Annotated in this window: 16 protein-coding genes; 10 read left to right on the forward strand and 6 right to left on the reverse strand. The window is 72.0% G+C overall.

Going from position 1 to position 16,268, the window contains the following annotated elements; genetic code table 11:
- The first annotated feature begins 11 nt into the window (after positions 1 to 11).
- The 3 genes from PV682_RS09800 (at position 12) to PV682_RS09810 (ending at position 3,075) form a co-directional block, all read left to right on the forward strand.
- Positions 12 to 452, forward strand: a complete 441-nt coding sequence (locus tag PV682_RS09800; RefSeq protein WP_319726175.1) for a PH domain-containing protein — start codon at positions 12 to 14, stop codon at positions 450 to 452.
- Positions 453 to 665: 213 nt separating this feature from the next.
- Complete coding sequence (locus PV682_RS09805) at positions 666 to 1,991, forward strand: hemolysin family protein (protein WP_319726178.1); 1,326 nt, start codon at positions 666 to 668, stop codon at positions 1,989 to 1,991.
- 37 nt (positions 1,992 to 2,028) lie between these two features.
- Entirely contained in the window at positions 2,029 to 3,075 is a 1,047-nt protein-coding gene (locus PV682_RS09810; protein WP_319726183.1) for a hemolysin family protein, read from the forward strand.
- Between the two features lie 15 nt (positions 3,076 to 3,090).
- Here PV682_RS09810 and PV682_RS09815 read toward each other — a convergent pair whose 3' ends face one another.
- Positions 3,091 to 4,953 (reverse strand): AAA family ATPase, encoded by a 1,863-nt coding sequence (locus PV682_RS09815; RefSeq protein ID WP_319726184.1) that lies wholly within the window; start codon positions 4,951 to 4,953, stop codon positions 3,091 to 3,093.
- A 450-nt stretch (positions 4,954 to 5,403) separates the two neighbouring features.
- Positions 5,404 to 6,006, reverse strand: coding sequence for a uridine kinase family protein (locus PV682_RS09820; protein ID WP_407705633.1), 603 nt, complete (start codon positions 6,004 to 6,006; stop codon positions 5,404 to 5,406).
- Positions 6,007 to 6,142: 136 nt separating this feature from the next.
- Here PV682_RS09820 and PV682_RS09825 point away from each other — a divergent pair, with 136 nt between their 5' ends.
- From PV682_RS09825 to PV682_RS09835, 3 genes are all read left to right on the forward strand, one after another.
- Positions 6,143 to 7,465 (forward strand): peptidase C39 family protein, encoded by a 1,323-nt coding sequence (locus tag PV682_RS09825; protein ID WP_319726188.1) that lies wholly within the window; start codon positions 6,143 to 6,145, stop codon positions 7,463 to 7,465.
- Between the two features lie 46 nt (positions 7,466 to 7,511).
- Positions 7,512 to 7,652 (forward strand): SCO1431 family membrane protein, encoded by a 141-nt coding sequence (locus tag PV682_RS09830; protein WP_319726190.1) that lies wholly within the window; start codon positions 7,512 to 7,514, stop codon positions 7,650 to 7,652.
- A gap of 106 nt (positions 7,653 to 7,758) precedes the next feature.
- Positions 7,759 to 8,421, forward strand: a complete 663-nt coding sequence (locus PV682_RS09835) for a TetR/AcrR family transcriptional regulator (protein WP_319726193.1) — start codon at positions 7,759 to 7,761, stop codon at positions 8,419 to 8,421.
- Positions 8,422 to 8,521: 100 nt separating this feature from the next.
- On the opposite strand, the gene PV682_RS09840 is transcribed toward PV682_RS09835, so the two are convergent.
- Positions 8,522 to 8,773, reverse strand: a complete 252-nt coding sequence (locus PV682_RS09840; RefSeq protein ID WP_319726195.1) for a hypothetical protein — start codon at positions 8,771 to 8,773, stop codon at positions 8,522 to 8,524.
- Positions 8,774 to 8,915: 142 nt separating this feature from the next.
- A complete protein-coding gene (locus PV682_RS09845; protein WP_319726197.1) occupies positions 8,916 to 9,377 on the reverse strand; it encodes a hypothetical protein in 462 nt (153 codons plus the stop codon).
- 265 nt (positions 9,378 to 9,642) lie between these two features.
- Between PV682_RS09845 and PV682_RS09850 the strand changes: the two genes are divergently transcribed.
- The 4 genes from PV682_RS09850 to fxsA all read left to right on the forward strand — a co-directional run bounded on the left by PV682_RS09850 (position 9,643) and on the right by fxsA (position 14,122).
- Positions 9,643 to 10,083, forward strand: coding sequence for an Lrp/AsnC family transcriptional regulator (locus PV682_RS09850; protein ID WP_010357977.1), 441 nt, complete (start codon positions 9,643 to 9,645; stop codon positions 10,081 to 10,083).
- Positions 10,084 to 10,198: 115 nt separating this feature from the next.
- Positions 10,199 to 11,788: an amidohydrolase gene (locus PV682_RS09855; RefSeq protein ID WP_319726200.1), complete on the forward strand. Its 1,590-nt coding sequence runs from the start codon at positions 10,199 to 10,201 to the stop codon at positions 11,786 to 11,788.
- 805 nt (positions 11,789 to 12,593) lie between these two features.
- Complete coding sequence (locus tag PV682_RS09860) at positions 12,594 to 13,421, forward strand: polyprenol monophosphomannose synthase (protein ID WP_319726202.1); 828 nt, start codon at positions 12,594 to 12,596, stop codon at positions 13,419 to 13,421.
- 140 nt (positions 13,422 to 13,561) lie between these two features.
- Positions 13,562 to 14,122: an FxsA family membrane protein gene (fxsA, locus tag PV682_RS09865; RefSeq protein ID WP_319726204.1), complete on the forward strand. Its 561-nt coding sequence runs from the start codon at positions 13,562 to 13,564 to the stop codon at positions 14,120 to 14,122.
- A 140-nt stretch (positions 14,123 to 14,262) separates the two neighbouring features.
- Here the strand turns inward: fxsA and PV682_RS09870 are convergent, their stop codons facing one another.
- Both PV682_RS09870 and PV682_RS09875 read right to left on the reverse strand, forming a co-directional pair.
- Entirely contained in the window at positions 14,263 to 14,637 is a 375-nt protein-coding gene (locus tag PV682_RS09870) for an RNA polymerase-binding protein RbpA (protein WP_010357981.1), read from the reverse strand.
- A 266-nt stretch (positions 14,638 to 14,903) separates the two neighbouring features.
- The gene (locus PV682_RS09875; RefSeq protein WP_319726207.1) at positions 14,904 to 16,244 is read right to left on the reverse strand and encodes an MFS transporter; all 1,341 of its coding nucleotides are present in this window, start codon (positions 16,242 to 16,244) and stop codon (positions 14,904 to 14,906) included.
- Positions 16,245 to 16,268 lie beyond the last annotated feature (24 nt).

Below are 16,268 nucleotides of genomic sequence, written 5' to 3' on the forward strand. Positions count from 1 at the left end.
GGGACCGCACGATGCCCGAACTGCCCGTCACCTTCCGGCCCGGCCGCACCCGCGCGGTGCTGCTCGGCTCCGGTGTGATGATCTTCCTCACCATCTCCGCCGTGGCCCTGCTGCTCGAACAGCTCGGCCCGGGGGAGCGGCTCAGCTTCATCGTCACCGGCGGCCTCGTCTTCTGGGTCCTCGCGCTGCTCTCCCGGGTGCGCGTCGTCGCCGACGAGGCCGGGGTCACCGTCGTCAACATCGTGTCCCGCAGGCGCCTGGACTGGGCGGAGATCCTCCAGGTCAACCTCCGTCCGGGCGACCCGTGGGTGTTCCTGAACCTCAGCGACGGCACCAGCCTGCCCGCGCTCGGCATCCAGCCGGGCTTCGACAAGAAGCAGGCCATCACCGACGCGAGCGCCCTGCGCGCGCTGGCCGACGCCCGCTCGATCCAGGACCCCGAGACGTCCTAGGACGACATCCGGGTCGCCGGGCCTGCCGCTGAGGCCCCTGTCTTGATTAATCTGGTGGCGGAGACTTTCCCTTGCGTCTCCGCCCCCGCCGTACCGCGCCCCGGCGGGCGGGGGCCACCTGCTATCCGAGGAGTGACTCCCTCCGGCAATGGACGGATCGTCCTGTAGTACCTGCGCCGCCCCCTTCCCCCTCACCCCGGAGGCGGCGGCATCATGACCACCCCCCTGCTGCTCCTGACGGCCGCGTTCGTCCTGATCCTGGCCAACGGCTTCTTCGTGGCCGCGGAGTTCGGACTCGTCACCGTGGAGCGCCCGGACGCCGAGAAGGCCGCCGCCGAGGGCGACAAGCGCGCCCGTACGGTCGTGGAGTCGCTGAAGGAGCTCTCCTTCCAGCTCTCCGGCACCCAGCTCGGCATCACCATCACGTCCCTCGTCGTCGGCATGCTCGCCGAACCGGCCCTCGCGGAGCTCCTCGGCGGCCCGTTCACGGCGATCGGTGTGCCCGAGGGCGCCGTCTCCGGTGTCGCCGTCGTCGTGGGCATGCTGCTGGCCTCGGCCGTCCAGATGGTCATCGGTGAACTCGTGCCGAAGAACTGGGCGGTGTCCAAGCCGCTCCAGGTCGCGCGGTTCGTCGCCGGCCCGCAGCACGCGTTCTCCCGGCTCTTCCGCCCGGTGATCGCCGCCCTGAACACCGTCGCCAACCGTCTCGTGCGCGCCCTCGGCGTCGAGCCCACCGACGAGCTGGCCTCCGCCCGCACCCCCGGTGAACTGGTCTCCCTGGCCCGGCACTCCGCGCAGGCGGGCGCCCTGGAGCAGGACACGGCCGACCTGTTCGTCCGCACCCTGTCCCTGGCCGAGCTGACCGCGCAGCACGTGATGACGCCCCGCGTGAAGGTCAGCGCCCTCCAGGCGTCGGCCACCGCCGAGGACGTCGTCAACCTGACCCGCGCGACCGGCCTGTCCCGCTTCCCCGTCTACCGCGAGAAGATCGACGAGATCGTCGGCATGGCCCACCTGAAGGACGCGCTCGCCGTGCCGGTCCACGACCGGCTGCGCACCCCGGCGAGCCGCATCGCCCGCCCCGCCCTCCTGGTCCCCGAGACCCTCCCCGTCCAGCCCCTGCTGGCCCGGCTGCGCAGCGAGCAGCCCATCGCCGTCGTCGTCGACGAGTACGGCGGCACGGCCGGGGTGGTCACCCTGGAGGACATCGTCGAGGAGATCGTCGGAGAGGTCCGCGACGAGCACGACGGCCAGGACACCCCCGAACTCGCCGCTGCCCCGCCCGAGGACGGACGGCCCGCCTGGGACGTCGACGGCAGCTGCCGCGTCGACACCCTCCAGCGCATAGGCCTCACGGTCCCCGAAGGGCCGTACGAGACGGTCGCCGGCCTCGTCGCCGACCTCCTCGGCCGCATCCCCGCCGTCGGTGACCGCGCGGAACTCCCCGGCTGGCGCCTGTCGGTACGCCGGGTGGGCCACTACCGGGCCGAGCGGGTGCGCGTGGTGCGTACGGGCGTCGTCGTGGAGGTGGCGCGATGAGTTCCGGTCGTGTCCGCCTCGCCCCGGAGGCCGTCCGATGAGCCTCCTGCAACTCCTCTTCGCCGCGCTCCTCGTGCTCGCCAACGGCTTCTTCGTCGGCGCCGAGTTCGCGCTCGTCTCCGTACGCCGCTCCCAGATCGAACCCCTGGGCACGGCGCGGGCCCGGCAGGTGCTGTACGGGCTTGAGCGGCTGCCCCAGATGATGGCGGCGGCCCAGTTCGGGATCACCGTCTGCTCGCTGACCCTGGGCGCGGTCGCAGAACCGACCGTCGCGCACCTCCTGGAGCCGGTCTTCGAGTGGATCCACCTCCCGCACGGCATGATCCACCCCCTCGGGTACGTCATCGCGCTGGCGGCGGTCGTCTTCTTCCACCTCGTGATCGGCGAGATGGTCCCGAAGAACCTCGCGATGGCCGCCCCCGAGAAGGCGGCGCTCTGGCTGAGCCCCGGCCTGGTGTGGTTCGCGCGCCTGTGCAAGCCGGTCACGATCGCGCTCGGCGCGGTCGCCCAGGGCATCCTGCGCCTCTTCCACGTCGAGCCCAAGGACGAGGTCGAGGCGGTCGTCACCAGCGAGCAGCTCAACCGCCTCCTGGAGGACTCGGGCCAGGCGGGCCTCCTCGACCCGGAGGAACGCGAACGCCTCGAAGACGCCCTGGAGCTGGGCTCCCGCCCGATCACGGACGTCCTCCTGAAACGCGAGGCGCTGGTGACGGTGACCCCGGCGGTCACCCCGGGCGAGATCGTCGCCCTGACGGCCCGCACGGGCTACTCCCGCTTCCCGATAGCCGCCGAGAACGGCGCCTTCATGGGCTACCTGCACATCAAGGACGTCCTGGACCTGGAGGACTCGGAAGGCGCGGTCCCCCAGCACCTGTGGCGCCCGATGACGACCCTGCGCTCCGAACTCCCCCTGGACGACGCCCTGACGGTGATGCGCCGAGCGGCCACGCACCTGGCCCAGGTGGCGGACGGCTCGGGGAAGGTGCTGGGTCTTGTGGCGCTGGAGGACGTCCTGGAGATGCTGGTGGGCGAGGTGACGGACCCGGCACACCGGGAGGCCCCTGAAGGGGCGCTGGCCGTCTGACGCGGGGCGCGGGTCTCACATGGCCGAGGGGTCCTGAGGCCCGCGCCCCGACAGCACTTCCCCGTACGCCTGCATCAGGTCCGCCAGCCGCAGCGTCGCCAGGTCGTCCCGCGACAACGCCCCCGTGTACATCGACAGCCGCAGATCCCGGTACGCGCAGCTCTTCTCGTACAGCGTCCGCAGGAACCGCCCGTTGCCCAGCTCGTCGATCCACCCCTGCTCCACGACGTGCCCGGCGATGGAGCGCAGTTCGTCGAGGGCCTCCTCGTCCCACACGTCCCCGTTCTCCGCCGCCAGCACCTCCCCGATGGAGGTGAGTTCGAGCGGCCGGTAGGAGGGGAAGTCGACGCGCGAGGTGAACCGGGACGACAGCCCGGGGTTCGCCGCGAGGAGCCGGTCCATCCCCTCCGGGTACCCCGCGAGGATGACGACGAGGTGATCCCGGTTGTCCTCGGCGCGCTTCAGCAGCACCTGGAGCGCCTCGTCGCCGTACGCGTCCCCCTTGCCGTAACCGGAGTTGGAGAGCGAGTACGCCTCGTCGACGAAGAGGACACCCCCGAGCGCGGAGTCGATGAGTTCGTTGGCCTTGACGGCGGTCTGCCCGAGGTACTCCCCGACGAGGTCGGCGCGCTGGGCCTCGACGAGGTGATCGCCGCCGAGGAGCCCGAGCGCGTAGAAGACCCGCCCGAGGATGCGCGCGACGGTGGTCTTGCCGGTGCCGGAGGGACCGGAGAAGACGAAGTGTCGTTTCGGCGGCTGGACGGGCAGCCCCTGACCGGCGCGCAGCCGGGCCATGTTGAGCTGCGCGGAGAGCGCCTTGACCTGCCGTTTCACGGGTTCGAGCCCGACCATGCGCTCCAGTTCGGCGAGCGCTTCCTCAAGTAGGACGGGGTCGGCGGGCCCGGGCGGCAGCGAGGAGGCGACGGACTTCTCCCGCACCCCGGACTCCCCGACGGGCGGCAGCGGCACGACGGGCGGCAGGTCACCGGGGTCGGTGAGCTTCAGGTCGCGCCCCTCCGTGCCGAACAGCGGATCGAACCCGTCGGCGGCGTCCACGCTGTCCTGCCCGAACCCGGTGAGGGTGATCGCGGCGAGGTCGGCGGAGTCGTCGTACCCGTCGCCCTCGGCGATAGCGGCGAGCCGCGCGGACGTGTCCATGAACGCGGCGTCGACGCGGTGGACGGCGCGGTAGAGGGGGAGGGCGGCGGCGGAGCGCCCGGTGCCCTCGTGCGCGCGGGCGAGCCAGTAGCGCAGTTCCTTGCGCTGGGGCTGTTCGCTGCGGCAGCGCATGAGCGCGGTGGACAGCAACGGCTCGGCCTGGCCGTACATTTCGAGCCGGACGCGGGCCATCCCGCCGAACAGCCCCGCCTCGATGCCGAGCAGCGGATCGTCGAGCAGCGGGTCGGTGTGGCGGGTCAACTGCTCCCAGTCCTTGACCAGATAGGCCCGGCAGGCGTGCAGGAACCGCACCTGGTGGTCGGTGTCGACGGGCGGCAGGCCCGCCAACGCCCGGTCCAGTTCGGGGACATGGCGTCCGTCGAGCCAGTGCGAGGCGTGCGCGAGCAGCAGATCGCGCGGGCTCTCCAGCACGGGCTGCACCCACCAGCCCAGCCAGTACCAGGAGTTGAGGGTGCGGCGGTGGCGGGTGCGCTGTTCGCCGAAGCGGTCGCGGTGCCGGAACATCCGCAGCAGCGCGGTCGTCGTGTCGACGCGCAGCGCGTGCAGCCCGAGCCAGCCGTCGGCCATGCCGGGGTCGATCCGCACGGCGGTGCGGAACTCCTCCTCGGCCTGCGGATAGGCGCCCATCGTGTAGGCGTCCACGCCTCGCAGCCAGGCGAGGTCGGCCGGGGCGTCGGGGCCCCGGGTGCCGAAATCCATCACGTCCCCCACAAACCGTGCCCCCGTCGGATGGCCGGTGGGCCGTCGCCCGCCGACCGCCAGAGCCGAACCGCTGTGCATCAGACCGGAGTTGAGAGCATCCGCCGGTAGGTCGCACCGAGGGCATCGTACCCGCGTGGGAGGGGTCGGCCGTAGGGTGCCGCACCGGACGTTTGACGAGGTGGGAGCAGATGGGGCGCATCCGGAACGGTGACCCTGGGTGAGCGGAAGGGGTCGTTCCACGGCCGGAGAAGAGACTCACGGACCGGGGGAGGACAGAACGAAGCCCCCGATCACGGGGGAACAACCGGGGGCTTCGCGTCTTCGGGCGGCTTCGAATGCCGCACATTGAGAACGTAAGTCCTGTACGGCCCCTCGGTCAAGCCGAGTTGAAGCAGTGAGGCGCATTCGTCCGCAAGACCCTTCACCGTTTCACCACAACACGGGCGTTTAACTACCGTGTGTGACATCCCGGTACGGACCAAGCGCTCCCGAGGGCCCCGGCAGCACCTCGTACCCCTCAGTTGTCTGCCGTACCAGGAGATTCGCGGAAGGTCGTGTGGGGTCTTCGGCGAAATGCGCCCGCTCCGCCTCGACCCAGCCGTCCCAGAACCCCCGCTGCTCCGCCCCGTCCCGCGCCCGCCCCCGCGCCCAGGCGCTCGCGTGGCCCATCTCCATCCACAGCACCGCCGCGAGATACGGCCGCAGCGCCCGCCGCCCGGCCCCGACGCCCTCGATCAGCACCACGGGCGCCGCGGGCAGCACCCGGGCCGGCCCGAAGACCCGCGCCCGCCAGTCGTACGGCGCGTACGAGGCGTCCTGTCCTCGCCGGAACGGCTCGACGACCCGCGTCAGCACCCGCTCCGTCCAGCCGAACAGCTCCTCGTGGCTCGCGACGTCGTCGATACGCAGCACCGGCGCCCCGCCCAGCTCCCCGGCCAGCCATCCGGCGAACGTCGACTTCCCCGACCCCGCGTGCCCGTCCACCCCGACCAGCCGCACCGGACCGCAGGACGGCGGGAGGTCACGCAGGAGGGCGGCGAGCTGATGGATGGCGGGTCCTGTGCGTCGTACGGGAAGGGGAGAGGGCGAGGTCAGTCTAGGTCGCGCCCATGTCGGTGCCGGACAGTGCGGACACGCGGGGTCATAGTGGGCGGACAGTCCGCCGAATCCCCGGGGGTGCCGTCCCATGAGCAATGCCGAGCAGCCGTCCCGCCGGACCGTCCTCGCGGCCGTCGTCACCGCCGCCGCGACCGTGACGGCCGCCGCGTCCCCGCCGCCACCGCGCACGGTCGACTTCCGGGGGTGGACGTCGCAGGGGGACTGGTGCGCGGGGGAGGCGGACGGGGTGACCGTGACCGAGGGGGCCGGCATCGTGATCGGGGACCCGGCCGGTACCGCGCCGTACACCGACCCGCACACCGGGACCACCGCCGACTGGGAGTACGCGACCTGGACCTCCCCGGCGTACCGGTTCGCCGTGCCCGCCACCGAGGTGATCGCCTCCTGGAACGCCGACACCCCGCCGGGCACCTGGCTCCAGACCGAGCTGACCTGCACGTACTCCGACGGCACGGCGACCCCCTGGTACGTCATGGGCCGCTGGGCCGCCGGTGACCAGGACATCAGGCGGACCTCCGTCGACGGCCAGAAGGACGGCCGCAGCACCGTCTGGACGGACACCCTCGCGATCGACGACCCCGCGACCGGCCCGCGCCTCACCGCCTGCCGCCTGCGCCTGACCCTCCACCGCAGACCGGGCACCCGCCTCACCCCGACGGTCTGGCGCGCGGGCGCGATGGGCTCCGACGTCCCCGACCGCTTCACCGTCCCGGCCTCGGCCCCCGGCCTGGCGCGGGAGTTGATCGTCCCGCGCTACTCCCAGGACATCCACCGGGGCCGGTACCCGCAGTACGACGGCGGCGGCGAGGCCTGGTGCAGCCCGACCTCCTCGCAGATGATCGTCGAGTACTGGGGCGGACGCCCCACCGCCGAGCAACTCGCCTGGGTGGACCCGGCGTTCACCGACCCCCAGGTCTGCCACGCCGCCCGCCACACCTACGACTTCCAGTACGAGGGCTGCGGCAACTGGCCCTTCAACGCCGCCTACGCGGCCACGTACGCCGGACTCCGGTCCGTCGTCACCCGGCTGACCTCCCTCACCGACCTGGAGACCCTGATCGCGGCCGGCATCCCGGCGATCACCTCGCAGTCGTTCAGGAAGGAGGAACTGCCCGGCGCCGGGTACGGGACGGCGGGCCACCTGATGACGGTGATCGGGTTCACGCCGGACGGGGACGTCATCGCGGGCGACCCCGCCTCGCCGACCGATCAGGCGGTGCGGCGGGTCTATCCGCGGCGCGAGTGGGAGAACATCTGGCTGCGGACCAAGCGCTACGACGCCGAGGGCAAGGTCGCCTCCGGCAGCGGGGGCATCTGCTACCTGTACTTCCCCGCACGGCCCGACGCGCGGCAGCGGGCCGCGCTCACGGCGGTCGGCGTCACCGTGTGAGCAAGCTCTCGGCCGCAAAAGCCCTGAACGATGGCAAGGTGGACGAATGACAGCGAACTCTGCCACCGCCGCCGAGGTCCGCACCGGCGGCCCCCGCGAAGACGGCCCGAAGGTCCTCGAACACGCCCTCGGCTGGGTCCTCGTCGCGGTCGTCGCGATGCTCGTGACCCAGCTCGGCCTCCTGTGACATGTGCCGGTGGCCTATGCCGGATGCGACGGCCGATGTGACCTGACCCACGCTTGACCTGACATACTGCGGTGGTCCCGCCACCGCCCGAGACCAGGGTCGAGTATTGAACATCAGTGCACAGCGCGACGCCGCCCGTCCCAAGGCCCGCGGCACCGAACGCTCGTTGGCGCGCCGCGCCGAACTCATCTCCATCGGGCGGAAGTTGTTCGCCGACACCTCCTACGACGCGCTGTCGATGGACGACATCGCGCGCCAGGCGCACGTCGCCAAGGGGCTGATCTACTACTACTTCCAGTCCAAGCGCGGCTACTACCTGGCGATCATCCAGGACTCCGTCGCCGACCTGGTCACCTTCGCCGCGAGCGGCATCGAACTGCCCCAGGTGGACCGCGTCCACCGCACGATCGACAGCTACCTGCGCTACGCCGAGCACAACCAGGCCGCCTACCGCACGATCGTCAGCGGCGGAGTCGGCTTCGACGCCGAGGTGCACGGCATCCGGGACGGGGTGCGCGAGGCGATCGTCGCGACCATCGCCGAGGGCGCGTACGGCCGTACCGACATCGCGCCGCTCGCCCGGATGGGGCTGCTGTCCTGGGTGTGCAGCGTCGAGGGCGCCGCACTCGACTGGATCGACCGGGACAGTCCCCTCTCCCGGGACGACATGCGGGAGTTGCTCGTGAAGACGCTGGGCGGGGTGTTCCGGTCGATCGAGGAACTGGACGCGGGATACCCGGCGCCGAAGGAGGCCCGGCGGGAGGGGTGAGGGAGCAACGGGGGGCCTGGGGCGGGGAGTTGGGGGTCGGGGGTTCAACGGCCGGTCGGTGAAGGTGGGTTGGAGCCTTCGCGCGCTGAACACCCCTCGCCTACAGCCCCGTCGGGAGCTCGCCTCCCGGCACCCCGCCGAACTGGCCCGGCCGCACCTGCGGCGCCGCCAGCCTGCTCCACTCCGGGTCGTGGTGACCCGGCAGAGTCCGCCCCCGGTCGGCCCAAGTCCGCATCAGGGCGCGGTAGATGGGCGGGTCCGGCGGTGACTCCGCACCGGCCGGTAAGAACTCGAAGGGCGCGGGGACGAACCGCTGCCGGTGCCGGCCCGGTGTCGAATATGTGGGAGTCATACTTTGGCAACGCCGTGAGCCGTGTGGAGGTCACGGGCGTGCCGGTCGGGCGTCAGTTCGTGAGGTGCCCCGGTCCGGGTACCGGAACCGGGGCGTCGACGAACCGTCAACTCCCTTGAGAAAGCCGCGCGTTGGAGTGAAATCAGGCGGCGCGGCGGACCGCCGCCGGCACCTGCGCGGGCCGTGCCGGACGCACCGGGCGCGAACCGGGGCCGCCGACGTGCGAGAACGGCTGGGTGCGCCAGTCGAGCCCCTGAGGGAGCGTCAGCACCGGCGCGATGTCCTGCGTCCGCTCCTGGAACACCTCGTCGGCGGACCGGGCGTCCGTCGCCGCGCGGCCGGTCCCCGCGCAGACCGTGAGCCCGAACGGGTTCCACGGCGAGGCGCACAGCGCGTGCTCCGGCAACACCTCCTGGTCCGCCAGCAGCGCGATCGGCTGCGCGCAGTCCGGGCAGACCACCCGGAACAGGTCGGCGCCCTCGTACGCGTCGAACTCGTCGTCCCCGTAACCGTCTTCGTCCGGATCGACACCCTCCGGAACGAGCTCGACGACGGGCTGGAGCCGCTTGGGCGCGGTACGACCAGGGCGGTTGGCACTCTGCATGGGATTCTCCCCCTCGGGCTGGGGCCGTTCAGGCGCTGCGGCCTCGACCACAGCAAGCACTTCCCAGTCGGTCTCGGCGGTAATCACGGGAGCATCACGGAGCACGTTCGAGCGGTGTGGCCTTCGTCACATGCCGCGGGGAGATGTCAGGTCGCCCGGACGCCGCCCCAGGGGTCCCCGCGGCCCCTCCCGTACATCACGAACCGGCTATGACCTGGGCCGTATAGGTATACGAAGAGTTCAAGCGCACTGTAGGTTCAGCGCCATGGAGGAGCTGGACCGACAGATCGTGCAGCTGCTCGTCAAGGACGGGCGGATGAGCTACACCGACCTGGGCAAGGCCACGGGCCTGTCCACGTCTGCCGTGCACCAGCGGGTGCGGCGGCTGGAGCAGCGGGGCGTGATCCGCGGGTACGCGGCCGTCGTCGACCCCGAGGCCGTCGGGCTGCCCATGACCGCCTTCATCTCGGTCAAACCCTTCGACCCCAGCGCGCCCGACGACATCGCCGACCGGCTCTCCGGAGTACCCGAGATCGAGGCGTGCCACAGCGTCGCCGGGGACGAGAACTACATTCTGAAGGTCCGGGTGGCCACGCCCCACGAGCTGGAGGAACTGCTGGGGAGGCTGCGGGCGCTGGCGGGGGTGTCGACGCGGACGACGGTGGTGCTGTCGACGCCGTACGAGGCCCGGCCGCCGCGGATCTGAGGATCGGGCGGGCAGAGGATCGGGCCGGCATATGAGCTGATCGTCGTACAGACTGCGGGTTCTGTGTCCGGCCCCTGCGTGCCGCGCTGTCAGTGCCGGGCGGGACACTGTCCCCATGAGTGAGCGCATCCCCGACCCCCAGACCGTCCTGCTCCGCCGAGGAGAGGTCCACAGCCCCGCCGACCCGTTCGCGACCGCGATGGTCGTCGAGCGCGGGCAGGTCGCCTGGGTCGGCTCGGAGGGCGCGGCGGACGCGTTCGCGGACGGGGTCGACGAGGTGGTCGACCTGGACGGCGGGCTCGTCACCCCCGCGTTCACCGACGCCCACGTGCACACCACCTCCACCGGCCTCGCCCTCACCGGCCTGGACCTCTCCGACGCGCCCTCCCTCGCCGACGCCCTCGCGCGCGTACGGGCGTTCGCCGAGGCCCGGCCCGCCGACAAGGTCCTCCTCGGACACGGCTGGGACGCCTCCCGCTGGCCCGGCGGGCGCCCGCCCACACGCGCGGAGCTGGACGAGGCGACCGGCGGGCGGCCCCTGTACCTGTCCCGCATCGACGTCCACTCGGCCGTCGCCACGACCGCGCTCCTCGACCTCACGCCCCTCGGCCGCCCCGAGGGCCCCCTCACCGCCGACGCGCACCACGCGGTCCGCGCGGCGGCGTTCGCGGCCGTGACGCCGGCCCAGCGCACCGAGGCCCAGCGCACCGCCCTCGCGCACGCGGCGTCCCTCGGCATCGGCTCCGTCCACGAGTGCGCCGGCCCCGAGATCTCCTCCGAGGACGACTTCACGGGCCTGCTGAAGCTCGCCGGGGAGTCGGCCGGTCCGCGTGTCGTCGGCTACTGGGCCGAGCAGGACGTCGCCAAGGCCCGCGAACTCGGCGCGGTGGGCGCCGCCGGCGACCTCTTCGTCGACGGCGCCCTCGGCTCCCACACGGCCTGCCTGCACCAGCCGTACGCCGACGACGCCGGCACCGGCCTCGCCTACCTGGACGCGGGCGCCGTCGCCGCGCACGTCGTCGCCTGCACCGAGGCGGGGCTCCAGGCGGGCTTCCACGCGATCGGCGACGCCGCCGTCACCGCCGTCGTCACGGGGTTCCGTACGGCCGCCGAGAAGCTCGGCCTCGCCCGCGTCCGCGCCGCCCGGCACCGGGTCGAACACGCCGAGATGCTCACGCCGGACGCGATCGCCGCGTTCGCGGAGCTGGGCCTCACGGCGTCCGTCCAGCCCGCCTTCGACGCCCTGTGGGGAGGCGAGGACGGCATGTACGCGCAGCGCCTCGGCGCCGAGCGGGCCCGTACCCTCAACCCCTTCGCCGCGCTCCTGCGCGCCGGCGTCCCCCTCGCCTTCGGCTCCGACTCCCCGGTCACCCCCCTCGACCCCTGGGGCACCGTCCGCGCCGCCGCCTTCCACCACACCCCCGCGCACCGCGTCTCCGTCCGCGCCGCCTTCACCGCCCACACGCGGGGCGGCTGGCGCGCGACGGGCCGCGACGACGCGGGCACCCTGGTCCCCGGCGCCCCCGCCGACTACGCCGTCTGGCACACCGACGAACTCGTCGTCCAGGCCCCCGACGACCGGGTGGCCCGCTGGTCGACGGACCCCCGCTCGGGAACCCCGGGCCTGCCGGACCTCACCCCGGGCCGGGACCTGCCGGTCTGCCTGCGGACGGTGGTCGGGGGGCGGACGGTGTTCGAGAGGTAGGGGGCGCATTCACGGGCTCGGGCCGGGCGGATCAGGGGCGGCGGGGGAGTGCGGCCGAGGCGTTCGCGGGCGGGAGGGCTCGGGGCGTACGCTCCCGCCGCATCGGTCGCGGCGCTGAATTCCGATCATCAAAGCCGCGGTGCCGACGGGGTCTGCACCGCGCCCCGCCGACCGGCACCCCTCTCCGTCCCCGGCCCGCTTCCCGCCGGAGGCTCCTGCGTCCGCCCGAGTGACCCCACCCCCCTCCCCGCCGCAGGATCACCCGTCTGCGCGGGCTACCCGCACGGCGGCCTCCTCCCCTCTGACCAGCGCGTTGAGGAGAGAAGTGCAGGTGGCGCGGGTGTTGACAGTGGGCGGCGGGGGACCGGTAGGTTCGGCCGAGTCCACTGCCGGACGCCCCTTCGGAGAACCTCCGGGACTCGCCGCGGCGCCACTGGGTCAGGGACGGTGCACTGCCGAGGGCACCGCCACTGGGAGCCAGGCCCAGCGCTCGCACAGCGGCGACGGAACGTTCCGCCGAACGGGGAGGTGCGACCCGGGTGGGGCCCGGCGTTCAGTAGACAACGGCTTTCGGTCGACCCGCAGCCAGCGGGCCCCTGGTCGGCCCGAAGGGCGCCGGGCCTCCACCCGCAGAGTTCACCTCGCGCATCCTCGTCGTACACCGCGAAGTCGGGGAGCGGGGCGGGCGAACGTGCAGTCTTACCCCACTCTTGGGGATTCGACACCACTGTATGCATGATCCGGCATGTCGCCGCAGACAGCGGCCACTATGGTGGTCCCCTGCGTACGACTTGAAGGGGTAGCGGTGAACGACGGCGACGGGACCTCGGCACAGGACCGCGAACGGCGGTTCGGCCCGCTGGGCGAGACCTTGGTGATCATTCCGACCTACAACGAGGCGGAGAACATCAAGCGCATCGTCGGCCGGGTCCGCGAGTCGGTCCCCGAGGCCCACATCCTCGTGGCGGACGACAACAGCCCCGACGGCACCGGGAAGCTCGCGGACGAGCTGGCGGCCGAGGACGAGCACGTCCACGTGATGCACCGCAAGGGCAAGGAGGGCCTCGGCGCCGCCTACCTCGCGGGCTTCCGCTGGGGCATGGAGCACGACTACGGCGTCCTGGTCGAGATGGACGCGGACGGCTCCCACCAGCCCGAGGAACTGCCCCGCCTGCTGACCGCCCTGAAGAGCGCCGACCTGGTCCTCGGCTCCCGCTGGGTGCCCGGCGGCCGGGTGGTGAACTGGCCGAAGTCCCGCGAGTTCATCTCCCGCGGCGGCAGCTTCTACTCCCGCCTCGCGCTCGACCTCTCGCTGCGCGACATCACCGGCGGCTACCGGGCCTTCCGCCGCGAGACCCTCGAAGGGCTCGGCCTCGACGAGGTCGCCTCCCAGGGGTACTGCTTCCAGGTCGACCTGGCCCGCCGCGCGGTGAAGGCCGGGTTCCACGTCGTCGAGGTCCCCATCACGTTCGTCGAGCGCGAACTCGGCGACTCGAAGATGAGCCGGGACATCATGGTCGAGGCGCTGTGGCGGGTCACGGCGTGGGGCGCCTCGGAGCGGGTCGGCAAGCTGACCGGCAAGGGCGGCAAGCCGGCGCCCGCGCGCCCGGTGGAGGGGCAGCAGCAGCCGTAACCGCTGGTGTGTGGGGCGGTGAGGGGTGCGCGGCGCGGTGGCGTAGGGGGCCTGGAAGCGCGCGGCCCGAGCGGAGCCGTACAGCTTGCGCCGATCATGCCCTTATGCCGCTCTGAGCCCCTTCCAGGCACACTGGACGTATGACTGGCGCATCGACCCCCACGTCCTCCGTACGGCCCCCGCGCTCCCGTCTGCGGACGTTCCTGCCGCTCGGGATCGCGGCCTGGCTGGTGCTGGAGATCTGGCTGCTGACCGTGGTGGCGAAGGCGGCGAGCGGTTTCGTCGTCTTCCTGCTGCTGGTGGCCGGGATCGTCCTGGGCGCGGCGGTCATCAAACGCGCGGGCCGCAGGGCGTTCCGCGCCCTGAACGAGGCCCTCCAGCGAGGCGGCTCCCCCGCGGAGTCCGGCGGCGGCAACGGCTTCATGATGCTGGGCGGCCTCTTCCTGATGCTCCCCGGCCTGATCTCCGACGCCCTGGGCCTCCTCCTGCTGATCCCCCCGGTCCAGAAGGCCCTCTCGGCCCACGCGGAACGCACCGTGACCCGCAGACTGAGCACCACCACCCCCGGCACCCTGGGCGACGCCTTCCAGCAGGCCCGCATCCACCGCCCCGACGGCAAGGTCGTCCAGGGCGAGGTGATCAGGGAGGACGGCACGAAGCCGGACACCCCGAGGGACGAGCGCCCGCCGCTGACGTACTGAGCTTCCGGCTCTGTCGGTTCCCGCGCCGACCCCGCAACCGGCAGCCGAAAGACCGCGGGCGCCGTACGCAAACCTCACGTACGGCGCCCGCGGTCATCGAAATCAACGCATGCTGAAAAGCCGGCCCGAGCCTCGCGGGGCTATGCCGACTTGCGGCTGTCCCGAGGATGCACCGCAAGGTTCATCGCCCCGGACCGCAGCACGGCCAGGCGCTCCTCAAGAACCTCTTCGAGTTCCTCGCGGGTGCGCCGCTCCATCAGCATGTCCCAATGCGTACGCGCGGGCTTGGCCTTCTTCTCCTCAGGGCCGTCGCCGTCCACGAGGAGTGCCTGGGCTCCGCAGACCTTGCACTCCCACTCCGGCGGGATCTCCGCCTCGACCGAGAAGGGCATCTCGAACCGGTGCCCCTTCTCGCATGCGTACTCCACGGCCTGGCGCGGGGCCAGGTCGATGCCGCGGTCCGTCTCGTAGCTGGTCACCACGAGGCGCGTGCCGCGAAGAGCTCGCTCACTCATGAATCGTGCCTCCCGGGCTTGTCGCCCACAGGACAGGTGTCGCTGTCGTCGTCATCCGGTCAACGTCCGGTCGGCGGTAAAGATTCCCGTTCCGGGTCATGCGTCGCCGTCGTAGCCGCAGCCTTCTCAATCAGTGCAGTACCCACCGGCGCCCGCTTTGTCACATCTGTTCAGAGATGCAACCCAGCGTTTCGGCATCTTTGACGCGCAGTAACGGTACGCCTGGCAGGCCAAACGCGTACACTACCGCCCTTTCGCCCTGAGCGCTAAATCTTCTCGGGTACGGGATTTCCCGCGTCGCGGATCGCCCGCTCCACCGGGACCCTCGCGAGCAGCGCGAACCCGAGGGCGAAGAAGGCCACGAGGGAGATGATCGCGTCCCGGTAGCTACCGGTCAGTTGGTAGGTGACGCCGAAGAGCAGCGGGCCCAGCCAGCTCATCCCGCGGTCGCTCATCTCGTACGCGGAGAAGTACTCGGCCTCCTTCCCGGGCGGCACCAGGTGGGAGAAGAGCGAGCGGGAGAGGGCCTGGCTGCCGCCGAGAACCATCCCGATGGCGGCGGCCAGCAGGAAGAACCCGGCCGGGTTCCCGGCGGGCAGGAAGTAGCCCGCGCCCAGGGTGAGCGTCCAGGCGGCCAGCGAGCCGAGAATCGTCCGCTTGGCGCCGTACGTCCGGGCGAGCCGGCCCATCCCGAGGGCGCCCGCGACCGCGAGCACCTGGACCAGCAGGACGGCCCCGATGAGCGTGGACTGGCTCAGGCCCAGCTCCTCGGAGCCGTACACGGACGCCTGGGAGATCACCGTCTGGATGCCGTCGTTGTAGATCAGGTAGGCCAGCAGGAAGGCGAGGGTCAGCCGGTGGCGGCGCATGTCGCGGAGCGTCGCCGCGAACTGCCTCAGACCCGGCGCTGACGCGCCCGCGCGCGGGGCCGAGGGCCGGTCGCGCAGCCGCAGCAGGGGGATCAGCGTGAAGGCGCCCCACCACAGGCCCGCCGAGGCGAGACAGATCCGTACGGCCGTCGACTCGGACACCCCGAACGAGTCGTGCGCCAGATACAGCACCAGGTCCACGACCAGGACGATCGACCCGGCCGCGTACCCGAACGCCCACCCGCGCGAGGAGACCGCGTCGCGCTCCTCGGGGCCGGCGATCTGGGGCAGGTAGGCGTTGTAGAGCATCATCGACACGGCCTGGGAGGCGTTCGCCACGATCAGCAGCAGCCCGCCCAGCAGATAGCGGTCGCCGTCCAGGAAGAACATCCCCAGCGTGGCCGCGGCACCGGTGTACGCCGTGATCCCCAGGAGCGGCTTCTTGCGGCCCGTGCGGTCGGCCGCCGCGCCCACCAGGGGCATCAGGACGACGGCCACGATCACCGACAGGGACACCGAGTACGCGAAGAACGACCCCGCGCGCACGGGCATGCCCAGCGGATGGACGTACCCGTCCGCGTCGGCCGCGTTCTCGGCCACCGATGTCAGATAGGGGCCCAGGAACACCGTGAGGACGCTCGTCGAGTAGACCGAGCACGCCCAGTCGTAGAAGTACCAGCCGCGCTGCTCGCGCCGCCGGTCCGTGGTGTCGGCCACCAGGGTGCCGGTGCTCCCCACCCGTGCCTCGCTTCCCCGTGGGAC

Origin of the sequence: Streptomyces niveiscabiei (genome assembly GCF_033794345.1) — a bacterium.
Taxonomy (GTDB): domain Bacteria; phylum Actinomycetota; class Actinomycetes; order Streptomycetales; family Streptomycetaceae; genus Streptomyces; species Streptomyces niveiscabiei.

What these genes read in the sequence shown, in the direction of transcription:
- PV682_RS09850 (WP_010357977.1), top strand. Translation starts at nt 9,643, where the DNA reads ATGGAGGAGCTGGACCGACAGATCGTGCAGCTGCTCGTCAAGGACGGG.
- PV682_RS09830 (WP_319726190.1), top strand. Translation starts at nt 7,512, where the DNA reads ATGACAGCGAACTCTGCCACCGCCGCCGAGGTCCGCACCGGCGGCCCC.
- PV682_RS09840 (WP_319726195.1), bottom strand. Translation starts at nt 8,773, where the DNA reads ATGACTCCCACATATTCGACACCGGGCCGGCACCGGCAGCGGTTCGTC.
- PV682_RS09845 (WP_319726197.1), bottom strand. Translation starts at nt 9,377, where the DNA reads ATGCAGAGTGCCAACCGCCCTGGTCGTACCGCGCCCAAGCGGCTCCAG.
- PV682_RS09870 (WP_010357981.1), bottom strand. Translation starts at nt 14,637, where the DNA reads ATGAGTGAGCGAGCTCTTCGCGGCACGCGCCTCGTGGTGACCAGCTAC.
- fxsA (WP_319726204.1), top strand. Translation starts at nt 13,562, where the DNA reads ATGACTGGCGCATCGACCCCCACGTCCTCCGTACGGCCCCCGCGCTCC.
- PV682_RS09815 (WP_319726184.1), bottom strand. Translation starts at nt 4,953, where the DNA reads ATGGATTTCGGCACCCGGGGCCCCGACGCCCCGGCCGACCTCGCCTGG.
- PV682_RS09855 (WP_319726200.1), top strand. Translation starts at nt 10,199, where the DNA reads ATGAGTGAGCGCATCCCCGACCCCCAGACCGTCCTGCTCCGCCGAGGA.
- PV682_RS09805 (WP_319726178.1), top strand. Translation starts at nt 666, where the DNA reads ATGACCACCCCCCTGCTGCTCCTGACGGCCGCGTTCGTCCTGATCCTG.
- PV682_RS09825 (WP_319726188.1), top strand. Translation starts at nt 6,143, where the DNA reads ATGAGCAATGCCGAGCAGCCGTCCCGCCGGACCGTCCTCGCGGCCGTC.
- PV682_RS09800 (WP_319726175.1), top strand. Translation starts at nt 12, where the DNA reads ATGCCCGAACTGCCCGTCACCTTCCGGCCCGGCCGCACCCGCGCGGTG.
- PV682_RS09810 (WP_319726183.1), top strand. Translation starts at nt 2,029, where the DNA reads ATGAGCCTCCTGCAACTCCTCTTCGCCGCGCTCCTCGTGCTCGCCAAC.